This window comes from Williamsia sp. Y844 (assembly GCF_056786475.1).
Genome location: NZ_JBXCJB010000002.1, coordinates 474,306 through 493,263, shown reverse-complemented (window position 1 = coordinate 493,263; position 18,958 = coordinate 474,306). Strand labels below are relative to the sequence as shown.

Annotated in this window: 16 protein-coding genes; 4 read left to right on the top strand and 12 right to left on the bottom strand. The window is 64.3% G+C overall.

Annotated features, from left to right (window positions below; translation table 11 throughout):
* Nucleotides 1–58: 58 nt before the first annotated feature.
* The 7 genes from AC1TQG_RS14585 to AC1TQG_RS14555 all read right to left on the bottom strand — a co-directional run bounded on the left by AC1TQG_RS14585 (nt 59) and on the right by AC1TQG_RS14555 (nt 8,540).
* Nucleotides 59–1,069 (bottom strand): HNH endonuclease, encoded by a 1,011-nt coding sequence (locus AC1TQG_RS14585; protein WP_482138008.1) that lies wholly within the window; start codon nt 1,067–1,069, stop codon nt 59–61.
* Nucleotides 1,070–1,818: 749 nt separating this feature from the next.
* The gene (locus tag AC1TQG_RS14580) at nt 1,819–2,607 is read right to left on the bottom strand and encodes an SDR family NAD(P)-dependent oxidoreductase (RefSeq protein WP_482138006.1); all 789 of its coding nucleotides are present in this window, start codon (nt 2,605–2,607) and stop codon (nt 1,819–1,821) included.
* Nucleotides 2,608–2,631: 24 nt separating this feature from the next.
* Nucleotides 2,632–3,288, bottom strand: coding sequence for a PaaI family thioesterase (locus tag AC1TQG_RS14575; RefSeq protein WP_482138004.1), 657 nt, complete (start codon nt 3,286–3,288; stop codon nt 2,632–2,634).
* A complete protein-coding gene (locus AC1TQG_RS14570) occupies nt 3,285–4,154 on the bottom strand; it encodes a MaoC/PaaZ C-terminal domain-containing protein (RefSeq protein WP_482138002.1) in 870 nt (289 codons plus the stop codon). Before AC1TQG_RS14570 ends, AC1TQG_RS14575 begins: the two co-directional genes overlap by 4 nt.
* 22 nt (nt 4,155–4,176) lie before the next feature.
* Nucleotides 4,177–6,378, bottom strand: coding sequence for an acyl-CoA dehydrogenase family protein (locus AC1TQG_RS14565; protein ID WP_482138000.1), 2,202 nt, complete (start codon nt 6,376–6,378; stop codon nt 4,177–4,179).
* An 83-nt stretch (nt 6,379–6,461) separates the two neighbouring features.
* Entirely contained in the window at nt 6,462–7,625 is a 1,164-nt protein-coding gene (locus AC1TQG_RS14560; RefSeq protein ID WP_482137998.1) for a steroid 3-ketoacyl-CoA thiolase, read from the bottom strand.
* Nucleotides 7,626–7,898: 273 nt separating this feature from the next.
* On the bottom strand, nt 7,899–8,540 hold the full coding sequence (locus AC1TQG_RS14555; RefSeq protein WP_482137996.1) for a TetR/AcrR family transcriptional regulator: 642 nt from the start codon (nt 8,538–8,540) through the stop codon (nt 7,899–7,901).
* 162 nt (nt 8,541–8,702) lie between these two features.
* Here AC1TQG_RS14555 and AC1TQG_RS14550 point away from each other — a divergent pair, with 162 nt between their 5' ends.
* Nucleotides 8,703–10,241 (top strand): FAD-dependent oxidoreductase, encoded by a 1,539-nt coding sequence (locus AC1TQG_RS14550; RefSeq protein WP_482137994.1) that lies wholly within the window; start codon nt 8,703–8,705, stop codon nt 10,239–10,241.
* A 9-nt stretch (nt 10,242–10,250) separates the two neighbouring features.
* Here AC1TQG_RS14550 and hsaA read toward each other — a convergent pair whose 3' ends face one another.
* Nucleotides 10,251–11,417, bottom strand: a complete 1,167-nt coding sequence (hsaA, locus tag AC1TQG_RS14545; RefSeq protein ID WP_482137992.1) for a 3-hydroxy-9,10-secoandrosta-1,3,5(10)-triene-9,17-dione monooxygenase oxygenase subunit — start codon at nt 11,415–11,417, stop codon at nt 10,251–10,253.
* Between the two features lie 185 nt (nt 11,418–11,602).
* On the opposite strand from hsaA, the gene AC1TQG_RS14540 reads away from it, so the two are divergent.
* From AC1TQG_RS14540 to AC1TQG_RS14530, 3 genes are read left to right on the top strand one after another with little or no spacing between them, the layout of a single operon-like run.
* Complete coding sequence (locus tag AC1TQG_RS14540) at nt 11,603–12,766, top strand: 3-ketosteroid-9-alpha-monooxygenase, oxygenase component (RefSeq protein WP_482137990.1); 1,164 nt, start codon at nt 11,603–11,605, stop codon at nt 12,764–12,766.
* Nucleotides 12,744–13,007, top strand: a complete 264-nt coding sequence (locus AC1TQG_RS14535; protein ID WP_482137988.1) for a hypothetical protein — start codon at nt 12,744–12,746, stop codon at nt 13,005–13,007. The genes AC1TQG_RS14540 and AC1TQG_RS14535 overlap by 23 nt, the downstream gene beginning before the upstream one ends.
* A gap of 56 nt (nt 13,008–13,063) precedes the next feature.
* Nucleotides 13,064–13,852, top strand: coding sequence for an SDR family NAD(P)-dependent oxidoreductase (locus AC1TQG_RS14530; protein ID WP_482137986.1), 789 nt, complete (start codon nt 13,064–13,066; stop codon nt 13,850–13,852).
* A gap of 194 nt (nt 13,853–14,046) precedes the next feature.
* Here AC1TQG_RS14530 and bphC read toward each other — a convergent pair whose 3' ends face one another.
* The 4 genes from bphC to AC1TQG_RS14510 all read right to left on the bottom strand — a co-directional run bounded on the left by bphC (nt 14,047) and on the right by AC1TQG_RS14510 (nt 18,870).
* Complete coding sequence (gene bphC / locus AC1TQG_RS14525; RefSeq protein ID WP_482137984.1) at nt 14,047–14,973, bottom strand: biphenyl-2,3-diol 1,2-dioxygenase; 927 nt, start codon at nt 14,971–14,973, stop codon at nt 14,047–14,049.
* A 25-nt stretch (nt 14,974–14,998) separates the two neighbouring features.
* Nucleotides 14,999–16,177, bottom strand: a complete 1,179-nt coding sequence (locus AC1TQG_RS14520; RefSeq protein ID WP_482137982.1) for an acyl-CoA dehydrogenase family protein — start codon at nt 16,175–16,177, stop codon at nt 14,999–15,001.
* Nucleotides 16,178–16,267: 90 nt separating this feature from the next.
* Nucleotides 16,268–17,983: an FAD-binding protein gene (locus AC1TQG_RS14515; protein ID WP_482137981.1), complete on the bottom strand. Its 1,716-nt coding sequence runs from the start codon at nt 17,981–17,983 to the stop codon at nt 16,268–16,270.
* 11 nt (nt 17,984–17,994) lie between these two features.
* Complete coding sequence (locus tag AC1TQG_RS14510) at nt 17,995–18,870, bottom strand: alpha/beta fold hydrolase (protein ID WP_482137979.1); 876 nt, start codon at nt 18,868–18,870, stop codon at nt 17,995–17,997.
* Between the last annotated feature and the right edge of the window lie 88 nt (nt 18,871–18,958).

The window sequence follows — 18,958 nt, the reverse complement described above, 5'->3', positions numbered from 1 at the left end:
TCCCGACACAATCTCGGGTGCGCTGGTGGTGGCGCGTGGTGACGGTAGTGAAGTTGGTTCAGGCGGCGAGGGCGAGGGTTCGCCTGTTGTAGGCCGGTAAGGGTTTTCGCTGCGGATCGATACCCGCGGGCGGGATCAGCCACGGGTGCCCGTCGGAGCCCATGATCACGTCCCAATCAGTGTTGTGAACCGCCATATGGCAGGTGCGACACAACAGGCAGCCGTTCTCCAACGTGGTCGGGCCGCCGTCGACGAAGTGCACGATGTGGTGGCAGTCCGACCAACTGGCATGTCCGCCGCATTTCACACAGCAGGTGTCGCGGATGATGATCGCTTTTCGCACCAGCCCGGCGAACAAACGCTTCGGCGGACTCAAATCGACCGGAACCTGCTGCCCATCAAGGGTGATCGAGGTGATCGACGAATCACACGCCAACATCGCGGCAGTCGCCTCGGTGACCGGACCCATCCACGGCAAAGTGGCAGCCTCGGGATGATCGGCGGGCACGGTGACCATCACCTCGGTCCGCGGCGCCGACACCAATATTTGCCCACCACCACCACAATCCAATAGTTGATGCAACGCATCAGCGCGACGCTGGGTCGGAGAACGCGGATCATCGGAGCCGTCAGGTTCAGGACGCGCCCTGGACCACAGGTCCAACGCCGAGTGCAACTTCTCCCCGATCACCGCATCAAGATCGAATGTGCCGACACAACGGCCCTCGTGAACTTTGTATTCGAGACTGTTCAGCGACCGATCCTCCGCAGGCGGCGGACCACCCGTGTCCTTCGCCACCTCATTCCCCAGCGCTCGGGCCGCCGCGCTGATCTCTGCCGGTGGTGCTCCGGAGATGGCGTGGTTCAACAGTTTCCGTTCGAACTCGATCTGCTGCTCAGCGGTGATCGGATCGTCGGACCGCCCGAGGACATGCGCGACACCTTTGACCACCGCATCGACATGCTCGGACGACAGAAACCCGTCCCTCGAATACCCGGCAGTACGATCCAGACCGGCGAGGCCCGGTCCGACGCGCAACCACCGACGCCGATACCGGTGCCGCACCATTGGCCTGCAACAACTTAGACGTGGTCGACCCCTCCTTACGGGCGATACCCGACCCGTCGATCACCGCGGCGCACACCGCTAGTTGATGCTCGGCGACGTTACGTAGGGTAATCAGATCCTTCGCCGTGCCTAGAACGCCGCCGGGACCATCGGGTAGCACCAGATCAATCAGGGAATCGACCAGTTCGAGAACTCGCATAGCACAGCACCTTCCAAAGCAGGGTCAAGCCGGAAGGTCGACCGGAGTGTCTCTGCGGGGAAGGCGTCAGATACGTGATGCTTGTGGTCGACTGGCTCCAGACTACCTTCTCGAACAGATGTTCGCAATGAATTGCTGAATGAATCCTGTTCTGCCACATGCTATTTCGATAGCATGACGAAACATCTCACATCTTCCCGATGAAGGGCCGAACCGTCGAGGGTGCACAAACTGTAGTAACCGATGTCGATTCGCCCCTGCCCTGCGCCAACTGGTTGGGTGCTTCCAAGTGGTGGCCGGCAACACCTGAATCGCGTCACCCCGGACAGTCGCATAGGCATCCATTCGCATGCAGTCACGTGTGTCCCAGCGGGCACCCACCCGGGGCACTCCGCGAGGATCACCGAGCATCCGTTGCCCCGCAACGCGACCGGCAAAATGATGCGCCGCTCGATCACGGTCTGACGACAAAAGCACACGCTCCAGTCATCTGCACACGTTGCAACGTGTGCTTATGACTGGAGCGTGTGCTTTTGTTCGATTTGTACGACTAGTCGACAGCAGGCGCCCATTGGACGCCGTTGATGTGGGCACCACCGTCGACGAAGAGGGTGTTGCCGGTCAGATACCGGCTGTCATCGCTCGCCAGGAAGACAGCAACGGGACCGATGTCGTCGAGCGGATCACCGATGCGGCCCATGGGGTTCTCCGCAGCCATGCCGGCGGCCATCTGGGGGTTGGCCTCGACCACCCGCTTGTAGGCCTCGCTCTGTGCACCTGGACAGATCACGTTGCAGCACACCTGATGTGGCGCCCACTCCCGGGCCGCGGTCCGGGTCAGGCTACGCAGGGCTTCCTTGGCCGCGTTGTACTGCACCGAGTACATATGCGCGTTGACACCGTTGAGCGAGCACAGGTTGATGACGCGCCCGGTGCCGTGCTTTTGCAATTCCGGCAAGGCCTTTTGCATCGCCCAGAACGCCGCCATCACCGCCATGTCGAAACCGCCACGCAGCTGCTCATCGGTCATGTTCTCCAAGCGCGCGTAGCCGGAGCCACGCCAGGCGTTGTTGACCAAGATGTCGAGCCTGCCGAAACGCTCCACCGCCACGTCCACCATGGCCAGGACCTGAGCCTTGTCGGTGACGTCGGTGCGGACGAACTCCGCGGCAACACCCCACTCGTCGCGCAACCACGCGGCAGTCTGTTCGCCTGCAGCAGTGTCGATCTCGGCGACGACAACCGAGGCGCCCTCGCGGGCAAACGCCCCGGCCATACCTCGACCGATACCCATACCGGCTCCGGTGACCACAGCCACCCTGCCGTCCAACTTGGCCATGAAGTCTCCTTCGCCGGTTCCCGCCTAGCGCGGGCGGGGAACCGTCTTGTCGATGAACAATGCCTCAACCGAGACACAGACCGTGCCGTCCGCGGTGCGGATGTCGCCAACGGTCGTGATCTTCTTGCCGTCCTCCGTCATCAACCGGCCACGTATCGTCAGTGGCTCGAACAGCGGCGTCGGCGCGTGATACCGCACATTGAGTTGTGCGGTGGCACCACTACGACCGGCCCAGGCGTTGGCCACACCGAGCGTGTGATCGAGCAACATCGCCGCCACGCCACCGTGGACATGGCCGGGTGGGCCTTGATAGGGGAACGTCAAACTCACCACACCTTCGACATGGCCTTCATCTCGGCCGACCAGCGTCAGCGGTGGTGCGATGGCGTTCTTGGGACCGGTGACCGGGTCGTGGCCGGTGACACCTTCTCCACGCCACATGTCGATCAGCCGGACGGCGACCTCGGGTGCGTGTTCTTCGAGGTGCTCGGCAATGCTGTTCAACTCCTCGGTGACGCGGTCGAGGTTGGCGTTTGCCCGATCGGTACGGAGCAGCGCGTCCACCACGCGGCGCGCCGCAGCGGTGGCCCGATCCACAGGCTCCTCGCCCGGCATGGATGTGAGGACGATGCCGTCCGGCGCGTTCCCGACAGTCGGATGCTCGTTTGAATCCTGGCTCATCGGATCTCCATCGTGGCGTGGGTGAGGATCGGCTGCTGGTCGCGTTCGACGCAGACGGCCTGCAAGATCAACTGGTTGTCTTCGCGCCAGACGGAGGTCTCGATGGTCTCCCCCGGGTACAGCGATCCGGCGAATCGCACCGAATAGGACTGCACCACTGCGGGATCACCGTCGAGGACACCATCGATCACGGCCTTGCAGACGACGCCGTACGACGCCAGTCCGTGCAGGATCGGCTGGTCGAAACCGGCCATCTTGGCAAACGCCGGATCGGCATGCAACGGATTCATGTCGCCACTGAGCCGGTATACCAACGCCTGTTGCGCGGTGGTCGGGGAAACGAGGACCTTGTCCGGCTCCCGATCCGGGATCGCTGTCACCGCATCTGGGCCGGCCGGTCCCCCGAATCCGCCTTCGCCGCGGGCCCAGATCTGCATCGAACTGGTCCACAGCGGGTTTCCGTCGGGGCCGGTGGCCGCCTGTTCGAGCACGATCACCGCCGCCTTGCCCTTGTCCCACACATCGGAAACGCGCGATGCGATCTGTGCGGTGCCGGACACCGGGATGGGTGCGTGCAGTTGCAGCGACTGTCCGCCGTGCAGGATCTTGCGCAGGTCGATGTCGATGCCCGGCAGATTCATCCCCGGCGCTGCGATCGTGCCGGCCGAAATACCCTGTCCGGCAACCATTGCGAAGGTCGGGACCACACGCAGCTTCTTTTCGTACGCCCAGGCCAACTCGGCCGGATCCAGATTGTTCACACCCGCACCGAGGCCCAGGTGATAGAGCAGGACGTCTCGCTCGGTCCAGGACACGTCGCGGACGGTCGGCTCGGCGGACAATGCCACGTTCAGGTCGATACCCACGGCTAGGACTCCTTCGTAGTGGTCATGCCCGCACTGGTTTCACCGGTTCCGGATCGCGGGGCAGGCCCAGGATCCGCTCACCGATGATGTTCAGCTGAACGTTGGTGGTACCACCGGCAATCGAGAGGTTTTGAGAGTTGAGGAACTGCTGGGTGTGGGACCACCGATCCTGCCCGGTCAGGAGCGAGGACGGGCCGGCCCACTCCATCGCAACCTCCCACACCTGCTGGATGTGCTCGACACCGAGTAGCTTCGCGATCGACGACTCTGCTCCCGGCTGACCGCCGGCGAGCGACCGCAGCGTGGTCCGTAGACCCATCAAGCCGCCGGTCTGCGCGTCGCACAACACCTTTCCCAGGACTGTCATCTGCTCGGCGTCCAGGCCACCGGGCACCGTTGCCGCCAGATCGAGCAGCGCTTCGCCGCCGGAGCCCAGTGACGAGTCGTTGGACAGTGAGACACGTTCGTTGGCCAGTGTGGTGCGGGCCAGCTTCCACCCGTCACCGGGCTGTCCGACCAGGAACTCGTCGGGCACGAACACGTCGTCGAAAAAGACTTCGTTGAACAGTGATTCGCCGGTGATCTCCCGCAACGGCCGGATATCGAGGCCTTCACTGTTCCTGATGTCGATGAGGAAGTACGAGAGACCCTTGTGTTTTGCGACGTCACCGTCGGTGCGCGCCAGGCAGATGCCCCAGTGGGCAACGCGCGCCATCGAGGTCCACACCTTCTGGCCCTGCAGCTTCCAGCCGCCGTCGACCTTGGTGGCCTTGGTGCTCAGTCCGGCCAGGTCCGAACCCGCACCGGGCTCGGAGAACAACTGGCACCAGACGATGTCACCGCGCAGTGACGGCGGAAGGAACCGCTGCAGCTGCTCGTCACTGCCGTGGGCGATCAAGGTGGGAACCACCCAGTTGCCGATGATCATGTCGTGCGGCTCGAGATCGGCGGCCCGCAGTTCGTCGGCGATGACCAACTGGGTGATGGCATCGGCACCCTTGCCCCAAGGGGCGGCCAGATGTGGTGCCGTATAACCCTTGTCAGCCAGAAACACCTTACGTTCGGCATCGTCGAGCGCCACCGCACCGGCAATTTCGGCCCGGATCTCAGCGCGAATTTGTTCGGCCTCCGGCGGAAGGTCGACGCCAAGGACACGGCGCGCACCGTCGATGGTGAGGGCGGCGACCCGACGACGCCAGGTGGCGGTCGAACCCAACATGATTCGAAGCGTTTGCGCGCGACGCATATACAGATGCGCGTCGTGTTCCCACGTGTAGCCGATACCACCGAGAATCTGAATGCAGTCCTTGGTGACCGTGAACGCGGCCTCGGGCGCAACCGCGCCGGCAACAGCCGCGGCCAGGGAGGCCTCGACGCGATCGGTGTTCGGTCCCATCGCACGCGCGGCGTCCCACGCCGTCACCCGCGCCTGTTCGGTCAGCCCGAGCATGCGCGCGGCCTTGTGCTTGACGCCCTGGAACTGACCGATGACCCGGCCGAATTGCTGCCGGACACGGGCATAGTCGGCCGCGGTCGTGGTGGCCCAGTCGGCCAGACCCGCGGCTTCGGCCGACAGCAGGGTCGCCGCGATGTCGAGGACACGCTGCGGATTGAGACCGAGTACATCTGCGTCAGACAACTCGAGGCCGTCGACCGTGGCCTCGGCGTTGCGACGAACGAGATCGTGGCTCGGCAGGTCGGTGAGGTCGAGGCGGTCGCGGGGCACCACAACATAGGCCAGGGAACCGTCGTCGTCGACTGCCAGCAGGAAGAGGTCACCAACCTGTCCCCCGAGAATGTGGCTGGAGGTCCCGGACAACCTCACCGTGCCGTTGTCACGGATCAACCGCAGCGAACCGGGTTGCAACGCAACGGCTCCGAACAGCGAGCCGTCGGCCAACCGCGCGAGTTCGGTGGTCCGGCCGGCCTCGTGCAGAACCGTCGAGACAACAGCGGTCGGCAGGAACGGTCCGGGCACCATCGAGCGCCCGAGTTCCTCGGTGACGATGGCGAGTTCGACCAGTCCGACACCGGCACCACCGAATTCCTCCGGCAGGTGAAGTCCGAGCATGCCGAGTTCGGCCAACGACGACCAATAGCTGGGGCGCAGTTCGGTTTTGGCTTCCACCGCATTCCGGATCACGGTCGGGGTCGCGTGACGCGCGGCCCATCCCCGTACCGAATCACGCAGTTCGCGGTCGTCGTCAGTGAGTTCAATTCCCATGTTGTTCAATTCCCATGTTGTTCATGCCGCTGTTCTTCATGCCGCTGTTGTTCATGCCGCTGTCGGACTCGTGGTTTCGGGTGTCAGATGCGTTCGATGATGGTCGCGGTCGACAACGCACCGCCTGCGCACATCGTGATCAGCGCGGTCGACTTGTCGCTGCGTTCCAGTTCGTGCAGCGCGCTGGTGATCAGCCGCGAGCCGGTCGAACCGACCGGGTGGCCGAGCGCGATGGCTCCACCGTTGACGTTGACCTTCGACATGTCGGCCTCGTGGACCTGCGCCCACGACAGGACAACAGAGGCGAAGGCCTCGTTGATCTCGACGATGTCGATGTCGCCCAACGACATTCCGCTGCGCTCGAGCACCATCCGGGTGGAGTCGATTGGTCCGTCGAGGTGGTAGTACGGGTCGGAGCCGACCATCGCCGAGGAGACGATGCGCGCACGGGGACGCAGGCCTTCCTGGGCCGCCTTCTCCTCGCTCATCAGCAACACCGCCGCCGCACCGTCGCTGACCTGCGAGGAGTTGCCTGCCGTGTGCATGCCGTTTTCGATGACCGGCTTCAGCGCGGCCAGTCCTTCGGCGGTGGTGTCGCGCAGTCCGCCGTCGCGGGTCACCGTGGCGATTTCACCACTGGGCGTGCCCTCTTTGTCGACAACGGGTGCCTGCACGGGCACGATCTCGCGGTCGAAACGACCCTCGGCCCAGGCCGCAGCCGCGCGGAGCTGCGACTGCAGACCGAACGCGTCGACGTCACCGCGCTTGATGCCGCGGCGCTCGGCGATGCGTTCGGCCGACGTGAACTGATCACCCATGTCGATGGTCCAGTCAGCCGGATACGGATTCCCGGTACCGGGGGCGTTGGCCTGACCGAGGAACACCCGGCTCATCACCTCGACACCACAACCGATGCCGGCGTCGATCTGACCGGACGCGATCAGGCCGGCAACCATGTGCACGGCCTGCTGCGAGGAGCCACATGCGCAGTCGATCGTGGTCGCGGCCGTGGTGTAGGGCAGTCCGGCATGCAGCCAGGCCTGCCGCGTGACGTTGTTGGACTGCTCGCCTGCCTGGGTGACACAGCCACCGACCAGTTGTCCGACATCGGATGCCGGCAGGCCCGTCCGGTCGAGCACGGCCTGTTGGGCTGCGCCCAGCAAGACGGCCGGATGCAGGCCGGACAATGCTCCGCGGCGACGGCCGATCGGTGTGCGCGCTGCTTCCACGATGACGACATTGCTCATGTTCGCTCCTTCGAATGGCGCGAGAAGTTCAGGCGCCCGGGGGGTATTTCTAGAATGTATTCTATTTATTGACGCCGAGCAATGTTCCACGGCGGGTTTCGGTGTATCAAAAAAACTTAGACTGGACGGTCGACGACTTCGGCACGCTCAACGGCAATTTGGGCACGCTCAACCGAATTTGAGCACTCGCAACCGCGATTTCGACAAGGACGACGACCGATCACGGCACGCTCGACAGAAGTCGAAGGAGCCTCGGAACGGAACGTATTCCAGTCAGAAATCGTTGTGCGAGGTCCGGGCGTGATCGCTGGGTGACATCCGCGCCAGCAGGAGGTCACACGCGGAGCGGATATCTGATTCCGCGTCGGGGATGGAGATGCGTCCGTTCAGGCACGACTGGATCACTCCCAGCCACAGCTGCATCAACAGCCGGACGGCGGTGTGGTCGTCCTCGGTGGGATCCTCGATCCCGGCCGCCGACATCACGATCTCGTGGAACAGACGGTCGACTTTGCCCGCGTCGGGCACGGTCGCCGCGTTGGCGGTGCTGCTCGACTGGATGATCGCCGTCGACAGCGCCGGCCTGCGAAGAAGACCCCGCGTCGCCCGGACGAGTACCTCGTAGATGGCGTCCTTGCCGCCGTTCGCCGCCGGGGGCCGCTGCTCCAGATTCTCGTTGATCTGCTCGATCTGCTCGACCATGACGGCAACGAATAGGTGCGTTTTCGAGGGGAAATACCGGTATAACGTACCGATCGCCACGCCCGCGCGTCTGGCCACTTCCTGCATCTGGACCCGCGCGAACTCTTTCTCGTTCGCCAACTCCGCTGCGGCTTCGAGTATCCGGAGATGGCGGGCCCGCTGATGGTCGGAACTGGGTTCCGCAGCGTCTCGCGCCTCGGCGATTCTGGGCACCGTCCAACCTCCTGTTCGTGCGCTGTCGTGCGATCTGGATATCCGACTGTCTCACCAGCCTAGGAAACGATCGTATTCTGCCCACTCAGTGGGATATCCGGCGTGTCCAAAGCCGGAATGCGCTTGCGTGGGACACCGACTCGACCACATGGAGGAATGACGATGCAGGACTGGACCATTCAATGCGACGTGCTCGTTGTGGGATCCGGCGGTGGAGCCCTGACCGGCGCATATACCGCGGCAGCCAACGGCTTGGACACGATCGTGTTGGAAAAGACCGGTCTGTTCGGCGGTACGTCGTCGTATTCGGGCGCATCGGTCTGGTTGCCCGGGACCGTTGTCCAAGAGCGCGCCGGACTCGATGACTCGACGGACAAGGCACGAACGTATCTGCGAGCCGTCGTCGGCGACAACGAAATCGAGCGCCAGGAGGCATACGTGACGACTGCCCCGGCAGTGGTCGATTTCCTCGAACGCGATCCGAACATCGAGTTCGTGTACCAGGCGTTCCCCGACTACTACAAGGCGCCGGGGCGGATGGATACGGGCCGCTCGATCAATCCCGTCGCCCTGCGCAGCGACCAGATCGGCGACCTCCGGGAGCTGGTCCGGCCCGAACCGCACATCGACCGCGCCGGACAGAAGCATCCGGACACGACCCTCATCGCCGGACGCGCCCTCATCGGCCGCCTATTGCTGGCGTTGCAGGGCACCGGCCACGCGGATCTGCGCACCAATACGTCCGCTCGGTGGATCCTGACCGAGGGTGACCGGGTCGTGGGTGTCGAGGCCGTGACAGCCGACGGCGAGATCCTGCGCATCCACGCCAAGCGTGGTGTTCTGCTGGCCGCGGGCGGTATCGAGGGCAGCACCGAACTGCGCTCGGTGAACCACACTCCAGGCCGCGCGGAATGGAGCATGGGCCCTCAGGGCGCCAACACCGGCGACCTGATCCGCGCCGCGGTCGAGATCGGCGCGGACACCGCGCTGCTCGACGAGGCCTGGTGGTGCCCGGGCGTCGAGCTGCCCGATGGCTCCGGCGCGTTCATGGTCGGTGTCCGCGGCGGCCTCGTGGTCGACTCGTCCGGCCACCGGTACCTCAACGAGTCCCTGCCCTACGACCAGTTCGGCCGGGCCATGATCGCTCGTGGTGCCGACTCCGCTATTCCGTCGTACCTGGTCTTCGACTCGATCGAAGGCGGCCCGGTCCTGCCCGCGATCGTGATCCCCGAGGTCTCGGCCGACGAGCATCTCGACGCCGGAACGTGGGTGCGTGCGGACACCATCGAGGAGCTCGCCGAGAAGATCGGCGTGCCGGCCGAGACGCTGCGCCACACCGTCGACGGATTCAACGACGCAGCCAAGCGCGGCATCGACGACGATTTCCACCGCGGCGAAGACCCCTACGACGCGTTCTTCTGCCGACCGAGCGACGACCGGCCGAACGCCGCGCTGCGACCGCTCGCAACCGGTCCGTACTACGCGGCCCGCATCATCCTGAGCGATCTGGGCACCAAGGGCGGTGTCCGCACCGACGCCGACGCCCGGGTGCTGCGCAAGGACGACACCGCGATCGATGGTCTCTACGCCGCAGGCAACACCAGTGCGTCGCTCAGTGGCCGGTTCTACCCCGGCCCCGGTGTCCCGCTCGGTACCGCAATGACGTTCGCGTATCGCGCCGTCTTGGACATGATCGGCTAGCGGCGTGCGCTAGACGAGATTGTCTTCGACCGTCAACCCGAACGCTCCCCGGCCGTACAAGGCCAGGGCGCGTTCGGGTTCGTTCGCGACATGGACACTGCCCGCGTGGGCATCACGCCACGCCCGTTCGATCGGATTTCCCCGGGTCAGAGAGTTGCCGCCTGCCGTCTTGAACAACAGGTCGACGGCTTCGACTGAGCGTTCGGTGGCCCGGACCTGGTCCCGGCGGGCCCGCAACCGCATCCACATCGGCAGATCTTCGCCGGCCCGGGCCAGATTCCACATATCCCGGACGTTGCGATCCATCTGCAGGATCGCCGCATCGATCTCCGAAGCCGCCCGGGCTACGGCCACCTGTGCGGACTGATCCTCGGCGAACCGGCCACCGCCGAGGCTGAGCCGCACCCGCTCGCGCATCGTCGTCAGATATGACTCATGACATCCGGCCACCACACCCACGATCGGTGCTGCGACGGCAGAGGTGAAGATCGTCGCAAAAGGCAGCCGGTACAGCGGCCCGGTGTTGACCTTCTGTCCACGACCGCGAAGTTGCGCGGTCTCATAGTTCCTGATCGTGCGGTGTTCGGGCACAAACGCCTTCGTGACGGTGATTTCGTTGCTGGCCGTACCGCGCATCCCGACCACGTCCCACACATCCTGGATGCTGTAGTCGCTCCGCGGCACGAGCACGGTCATGAAATCGACCGGCCTTCCCTCGGCGCCGAACACCAACGCACCGAGCAACGCCCACGATGCATGTTCACAGCCCGAGGAGAACCTCCAATTCCCGGCGAGTTCGAATCCGCCGTCGACCGGCGTGAGTTTGCCAACCGGTGCATAGGCCGACGACAGCAGCTCCGACTGATTCTCGCCCCATACGTCGTCCTGGGCCTGCTGATCGAACAGCGCCAGGTGCCACGGATGAACCCCAAGCACCGACGCCACCCATCCGGTGGATCCACAGGCCCCCGCAATGGCTCGGACGACCTCGTAGAACTCGACGGGATCGCCTTCTGTCCCGCCATAACGTTTGGGCTGCAACATCTTCAACACTCCGGCCTGCTGCAGGTCGGCGATGGCCTCGGCCGGCACATGTCGCGATTCGTCGACTTCACGCGCCCGATCGGCGATCGTGGGCAGCAAGTTACGAACTTTGTGCAGGACCTCGTTGGTCATCGTCAAAAAACTCCATCGGTGCGTTGCGGGCCGTCCTCGTGATGGTAGGCCGGTGCCATCCACCGAATGGTCGGGGCGGTAAGTCTCGGTTAGTGGGACATGGGCTCTGGATGTGTGCGCGATCACCTAGCGTTTGTTCGCAGCAGCTCTGCAGCCACACTCTCCATGGAAAGGACGGACGCATCGTGACCACACCGCAGTCCGAATCAGTCGAGATCCGCGAAATCGAGACCGGGACCCCGCCCGCGCGTTTCGCCCGAGGCTGGCATTGCCTCGGCCTCTCCGATTCCTTCCGGGACGGCAAGCCGCATCCGGTCCAGGCTTTCGACACCAAGCTGGTGGTGTTCGCCAACAGCGACGGCGAGCTGGCCATCCTCGACGCGTTCTGCCGTCATATGGGCGGTGACCTGAGCCAGGGCACCATCAAGGGTGACGAGGTGGCCTGCCCGTTCCACGATTGGCGTTGGGGCGCCAACGGCCGCTGCAAGAACATCCCGTACGCGCGCCGGGTCCCTCCCGTGGCGAAGACACGGTCGTGGAAGGTGCTCGACCAGGACGGCATGCTGTTCGTCTGGCACGATCCCGAGGGCAATCCCCCGCCGGCCGATGTCACCATCCCCCGCATCGAGGGCGCGCTCAGCGACGAGTGGTCGGACTGGGTCTGGTACCGGATCGAGGTCGACACCAACTGCCGCGAGGTGGTCGACAACATTGTCGACATGGCACACTTCTTCTACGTGCACTACTCGTTCCCGACGTTCTTCAAGAACGTCTTCGAGGGTCACGTCGCCAGCCAGTTCATGCGCGGCCAGGCCCGTGAAGACATGCGCCCGCACGCCGCCGGTCAGCCCCGCATGCTGGGGAGCCGTTCGGAAGCAACATATTTCGGCCCCTCCTTCATGGTCGACGACCTGGTGTACCAGTACGAGGACCATGACGTCGAGTCGGTCCTGATCAACTGCCACTACCCGGTCAGCGCCGACAAGTTCGTGTTGCAGTACGGCATGATCGTCAAGAAGTCGAGCCACCTCGAGGGCGACGCCGCCGACGAGATGGCCAAGAACTTCGGCGTCTTCATCGCCAAGGGTTTCGAGCAGGACATCGAGATCTGGAAGAACAAGACGCGCATCGAGAACCCGTTGCTCTGTGAAGAAGATGGACCCGTCTACCAGCTCCGCCGGTGGTACGACCAGTTCTACGTCGATATCGCCGACGTGACACCGGAGATGACCGAACGCTTCGAGTTCGAACTCGACACGACCCGTGCGGTCGAGTCGTGGAAGAAGGAAGTGGCAGCAAATCTCGAACGAAACGCCGCAGGCACCGATGCAGCCGTTGCAGTGCACTGAGTGCGCAGCCGAGGTCCTGGTCGAGAAGAACAGTTGGGAACACACCTCGGTGCAGTGGAACCCCGCCGCCCGCAGTGCATGCCGGGATTTCTCCGGTGACCAGACCGGCGCAGCCCGCCGGTCCGGCGCTCCGCGCGAACGGTGCCACTTCCTGACCGAGGCGATCGAAGCCGGCGCGCGCGCAGGTTCGGTTGCGATACTCGACACCACACCGGTTCGGCCGCTCGGTTCGTTGCACTGAATAGTCCGCCGGCACGCGAGAATTGCCCGGCAACGCAGATTTTGAAGGAGCATGTCTTGATCGACAAGAGTTACTACGGTCCGTGGGCGGTGATCGCCGGCGGTTCCGAAGGTGTCGGCGCGTCGTTCGCCGACGAACTGAGCAAGGCGGGTATCAACCTGGTGCTGATCGCCCGGAAGCCCGGCCCCCTCGAGGAAACCGCTCAGCACGCGCGTTCCAATGGGGTCGAGGTCCGTACCCTGGAACTCGATCTTCTGGCCACCGACGCCTTCGACCAGATCCGTCAGGCAACCGATGACGTCGAGGTCGGGCTGTTGATCTTCAACGCCGGAGCCAACAGCTACGGCCACGAGTTCGTCACCGGCGATCTGGCCGGCTTCCAGGGCGTGATCGACCTGAACGTCACCTCGCAGCTGACCCTCTCGCACCATTTCGGCGCAAAGATGAAAGACCGTGGGCGCGGCGGCATCATGCTGCTGGGTTCACTGTCGGGCTACATGGGTGCCGAACATCAGAGCATCTACGCTGCGTCAAAGGCCTTCGGCCGCATCTTCGCCGAGAGTCTGTGGCTCGAACTCGAGCCGTTCGGTGTGCACGTGGTCGAACTCGTACTGGGTGTCACCCGGACCCCTGCCATGGCTCGGGCCGGGTTGAACTTCGACATCCCCGGCATGAACGTCGCCGAGCCCGAAGATGTTGCGCGCGAGGGACTCGAACACCTCGCTGACGGTCCCCTGTGGGTTGCGGGCGGCAACTACGAGGCCGCTCAGAAACGCAACGGTTTCCCTCGCGCCAAGCTTGTCAAGGGCGCCGCCGAAAGTATGCGCAAGCTACTCGGTCGCTGACTTCGACGCCGTACCTCCCGCGGTTCTGCCCGGCTCGTCTGACGACGAGTCGGGCAGACCTGTTTCTGGAGCATGGTGGATCCATGCGAATCCAACACCCGAGGGGCTGATTGCCCTGACACGCAAAAGTGGCCGGAGACCGCAAGGTTGTTCACCCGCGATCTCCGGCCACCTGTGTCTGTCTGTGCCGCCGATCAGCCCTTCGCCGGTGGCATGAATGCTGCCAGCGGTTCTGATCCGGACCAGTCGTGGCCCCAGTAGCTGTCGGCAGTGATTTCTTCTGCCGTGTAATAGCTTTCGTCGACCAGCATGCCCTCGGTGCCGAACTCGATGTCCCAGCCACCGGGTGCGCGCACGTAGAACGAGACCATCTTGTCGTTCGTGTGGCGGCCGAGCGTCGAGGACAGGCTGAAGCCGAGCTTGTTGATCCGATCGAGGGCCTGACCGACCGCGTCGAGGGTGTCGACCTCGACCATCAGGTGCACCATGCCGGGATCCTGGCTCGCCGGCGCCGGGCACAGCGCGAGGCTGTGGTGACGCTGGTTGACGCCAAGGAACCGCACGCGACGGGCCGGGCCGGGTGCGTCGGGACCACCGAGTCGGATGGCACCACGCGGCAGGAATCCGAGAACCTCGGTGTAGAAGGCGTAGGTCTCGTCGAACGCCGATGTGGGAAGCACCGCGTGGCCGAGACCTTCTGTACCCGTGACGAATCGGCCGCCGTGCGGCGTGACCACCGGGCTATGGTCGAGCACGGCGCCGAAGAAGATCTCCGTCCGCGTTCCGCTCGGGTCGTCGAATGCGATGACCTGCTCGGCGTCACGGTAACGCGACTCCTCCTCCGAGAGGGTCTCGACCGCGATCCCGGACTTCTCGACCGCTTCGCGCACACGCTGCAGCGCAAACTGGTCACGCACCTCCCAGCCGATGGCCAGCGCCTTGTCGCTCTCGCCTGGCAACACGATGATGCGGGCGCGCCGTTCATCGAGCCGCAGGTAGAGACCGTCGGGTTCGGGACCCGAGCCGATCGACATGCCAAGGCCATCGACGGTGAGTTCGCGCCAGCGGTCGATATCGCAGGTCTGAACCCGGAGGTATCCGAGTGCTCGGATGTCAGTCATGGAAGAACCTTTCGGTGGTGCGGCACTAGATCATCGAACGTTGGGCGCCCTGTGGTTCGCCGCCCATCTGGGTCAGCGCCGAGGCGTGGTAGATCGAACCCGGCACGTGGATGGCGTGCGCCAGACCGGCGTGGGCATCGCGCCAGAACCGCTGCATCGGGGTCCCGAGCTGCAGGGCTCCGCCGCCGGAGCGCGCAAAGATCTCGTCGACGGCCCGCACCGCACGCCAGGCCGCGCTGACCTGACTGCGACGGCCGATGGCCCGCAGTTCGAACGAGATCTCCTGACCCTTTTCGGTCATGTCCCAGAACCGGTCGACGGTGTCGAGGACCGCCGCCCGAGATGCCGCGATCTCCGCCGCTGCCTCACCGATGGCGAAGAGCACGTAGGGATCTTCTTTGATCGCTGTGCCCGACACCGTGACCCGCTCACGCTGAGCGTTGATGTGGCAGGCCAGCGCACCTTCGGCGATACCGATCAGCGACGAGGTGATGCCGAGCGGGAAAATGCACGAGAACGGGAAGTTGTACAGCGACTGGGTGCGCCCGAACTCCTTTGGCGCCGAACCGTCGAAGACCTTCTTGGCCGAAAGGGTGCGGTAGGTCGGGATGTACGCGTCCTTGACGATCAGGTCCTTGCTGCCGGTGCCGCGCAACCCGACCACGTTCCAGCTGTCCTGATCGATGTCATAGTCCGCCCGCGGCAGCAGCACATGCAGATGCTGCGGCGGCATCAACGGCTTGCCGTCCTGGTCGCCGACGGTGGCACCGATCATGACCCAGCCGCAGTGATCGGTACCCGACGAGAACGACCAGCGACCATTGAGGATGTAGCCACCGTCGACCGGCTTCGCCACACCCATCGGCGCGTACGGCGAGGCCATCCACATGTCGGGATCCTCGCCCCAGACCTCGTCTTGCGCCTTGCGATCGAAAAAGGCCAGTTCCCAGGGATGTACCCCGACGATGCCGCTCACCCAGCCGGTTGCGCCATCCATGGCGCCGATACCCATTGCGGTCTCGGCGAACTCACGCGGATGCGACTCGAAGCCGCCGTACTCTTTCGGCTGCAGCATGCGGATCACACCGGAGTCACGCAAGCGCTTCGCCGCGGTATCCGACAGCTGCATCAGCCTGTCGCCCTCGGCGCCCTCGGCGCGGATCTCCTCGGCGAACTGCTGAATGTTGTCCAGAACCTGGCCCATGGTCTTCTCGGCTTTCTTGTTCAGTACCCCGGCTAACGCCTGGGCAATGGTTGTGTCAGTGGGGACTTCGTCGGTACGCGAACTCGCGTATCAGCCGGCCGCCACGTCTACGGCGCTGTTGCGCTCTGCCTCGGCCACGTGCTGGGCCGCGATGTATCCGAACACCATCGACGGACCGATGGTTGCTCCGGCACCTGCGTACTCGTTGCCCATCACCGAGGCGGACGTGTTGCCGGTGGCGTACAGACCGTTGATGACGCTGCCGTCTTCCCGAAGCACCCGGCTGTCCGCGTCACACACCAGACCACCCTTGGTCCCCAGATCGCCCGCTTCGCAACGGATCGCGTAGAACGGTCCCTTGACGATCTCGTCGAGGTTCGGGTTCTTCATGGTCGGGTCACCGTAGTACCGGTCGTAGGCGCTATCGCCGCGGGCGAAGTCCTCGTCCTTACCGGTACGGGCAAATCCGTTGAACCGCTCGATGGTCTTCGTCAGTTCCTCGGCCGGAATCCCCACTGCCTTGGCGAGTTCGGTCAGCGTATCGGCCTTGTGGATGACACCGGAGTCATAGAAACCCTGCGGGAAAGGCACATTCGGCAGCACCTGGGCGAACGGGTACCGATTCTTGGCCTTGGTGTCCATGATGAACCAGGCAGGTACGTGGCCGCCGTCGAGCTGATCGTGAACGAAGTTGACGTACGGTCCCGATTCGTTGGTGAACCGACGGCCGGTGCTGTTGACGATGACCGAGGCGGGAATGCAGCGCTCGGACACCAGTGGGATGACCGCACCCATAGGGTGGAACACCGACGGCATCCACCAGGCGTCGTCCATCAGGTCGACGGCGGCACCGAGGCGCTGGCCGGCGATGATGCCGTCGCCCGTGTTCTCCCTGGCTCCCGCACTGATGTCGGGTGCACCGTTCTCCGGCAAGTACTTGGCGCGCATTTCCTCGTTGTGGTCGAATCCGCCGGTCGCCAGCAGCACACCCTTACGGGCCCCGATGCGGACTGTCTGGCCATCACGATCGACGACCACGCCGATGACGGTGCCGCGGTCGTCGGTGATGAGCTCCGTCATGGACGTCTTGAGCCACAACGGAACACCGGCGTCCTTGAGCACCATTCGCATCCGCGCGACCAGCGCGCGGCCACCGGTTGCCATGTGCCGACGCCGGATGACGTTGGACGACACGCGCCAAGCCGCGACAAGCGATGCCCTACGCCCTGCCCATGTCCGCTTGACCATGGCCAGATCGTGGTAATCCTTCGAGGTCACCCACAGACCCATTGGGCCCTTCATGCTGTTCGGACGCTGGAACTTCTCGTCTTCTTTCAGCGCCCGGGTGTCGAACGGCTTGCACTCGATGGTGCGTCCCAGTGCGCTACCCCCTTCGAGCTCGGGATGGTAGTCGGAATAGCCCTTGACCCAGTACAGCTTCATGTGAGGGCTCGCCTCGAGCAGTTCCATCAGCTCCGGACCCTTGTCTACGAAGGCGTCGAGACGATCCGCGGGAACCTTCCCCTCGGTGATCACGTCGAGGTAGCGACGGATCGAACTACGGCTGTCCACCGCACCTTTGGCGCGCAACGTAGGGGCGTTGGGGATCCAGATCCCGCCACCGGAGATCGCGGTTGAACCACCGTACTTGCGGCCCTTGTCGATGATGAGGGTGTCGAGACCGCGGTGGGCAGCAGTGATGCCGGCGGCCATGCCACCGCCGCCGCTGCCGACGATGAGGAAGTCCACCAGATGGTCGAAGTCCTCGTGTGCGTTGAGGTTGTCCGCCATCGGGTTGTCCGTCATCCGGTTATCCGTCATCGTGGTGTCCTGTCTGTACGGGTGAGGAATGCCAGCACTGCGCTGAGCCAGGCCTCGCGGGCCTCGATCATCGTCCAGTGCCCACACTTGGGGAATACGTGGAGTTCGGCGTTGGGGATGTCGCGCATCGGCAGCATGGCCATGTCGACGGGGCTGACCCGGTCGTCGCGACCCCAGGTGAGCAGCGTCGGCGCGGTGATCTTGGCCAGCCGCGCCCAGTACGGCGTCGCATCAGAGGCGGCGGCAGCGGCCATACTCGCGCCGAATGCCTTGCTGCTGTACATCCGTCGCGCGATCTCGAGGGTGGTCGGTTCGGTCGCGAGGGCCCACCGTTCCTCGATCAGTTCCGGAGTCACCAGTGCCGGGTCGTGGACCATCGACAGCAACCAGCGGACGAGACCGTCGCGGGTGGGGTTGTCGGTGAACTCCATCAGCAGTTTGATGCCTTCACTGGGACCCGACGAAAAGACGTTCTTCCCCATGCCGCCGATCGTGACAAGCTTGCTGACCCGCTGCGGCTCATCGAGCGCGACCTTGGTCGCGATGATGCCACCCATCGAGTTGCCGATCATGTCGACCGCGCCGAGTCCGAGACCATCGAGAAAATGGCCAACGGCCGCTTGCGCCATCACCATCGGATGCCCGTCGCCCGGGTCACTCACGCCGAAGCCCGGGAATTCCAGTACGAGACAACGGAAGTGCTCAGCCAGATCGGCGAGCACACCACGATAGTTGCGCCATCCTGTGACACCTGGGCCGGATCCATGGAGCAGCAACAGCGGAGGACCGTCTCCGGCCTCGTGATACCGCAGCACCCCGAGACTCGACTGGAGCTCCCTCCGAGTGCCCTCGTAACTCACGTCTGTGGTCATGAAAGAGACGTTGCCAGAACGTAACGCCGCTCACAGAAATCGTCCCGTTGAGCGAGATCGGTCATCGGCGGCGAACTGACCATCTTCG

Coding starts and splice junctions, on each gene's coding strand:
- AC1TQG_RS14585 (WP_482138008.1), bottom strand. CDS start 1,069: ATGGTGCGGCACCGGTATCGGCGTCGGTGGTTGCGCGTCGGACCGGGC.
- AC1TQG_RS14580 (WP_482138006.1), bottom strand. CDS start 2,607: ATGGCCAAGTTGGACGGCAGGGTGGCTGTGGTCACCGGAGCCGGTATG.
- AC1TQG_RS14575 (WP_482138004.1), bottom strand. CDS start 3,288: ATGAGCCAGGATTCAAACGAGCATCCGACTGTCGGGAACGCGCCGGAC.
- AC1TQG_RS14565 (WP_482138000.1), bottom strand. CDS start 6,378: ATGGGAATTGAACTCACTGACGACGACCGCGAACTGCGTGATTCGGTA.
- AC1TQG_RS14560 (WP_482137998.1), bottom strand. CDS start 7,625: ATGAGCAATGTCGTCATCGTGGAAGCAGCGCGCACACCGATCGGCCGT.
- AC1TQG_RS14550 (WP_482137994.1), top strand. CDS start 8,703: ATGCAGGACTGGACCATTCAATGCGACGTGCTCGTTGTGGGATCCGGC.
- hsaA (WP_482137992.1), bottom strand. CDS start 11,417: ATGACCAACGAGGTCCTGCACAAAGTTCGTAACTTGCTGCCCACGATC.
- AC1TQG_RS14535 (WP_482137988.1), top strand. CDS start 12,744: ATGCAGCCGTTGCAGTGCACTGAGTGCGCAGCCGAGGTCCTGGTCGAG.
- bphC (WP_482137984.1), bottom strand. CDS start 14,973: ATGACTGACATCCGAGCACTCGGATACCTCCGGGTTCAGACCTGCGAT.
- AC1TQG_RS14520 (WP_482137982.1), bottom strand. CDS start 16,177: ATGGGCCAGGTTCTGGACAACATTCAGCAGTTCGCCGAGGAGATCCGC.
- AC1TQG_RS14515 (WP_482137981.1), bottom strand. CDS start 17,983: ATGACGGACAACCCGATGGCGGACAACCTCAACGCACACGAGGACTTC.
- AC1TQG_RS14510 (WP_482137979.1), bottom strand. CDS start 18,870: ATGACCACAGACGTGAGTTACGAGGGCACTCGGAGGGAGCTCCAGTCG.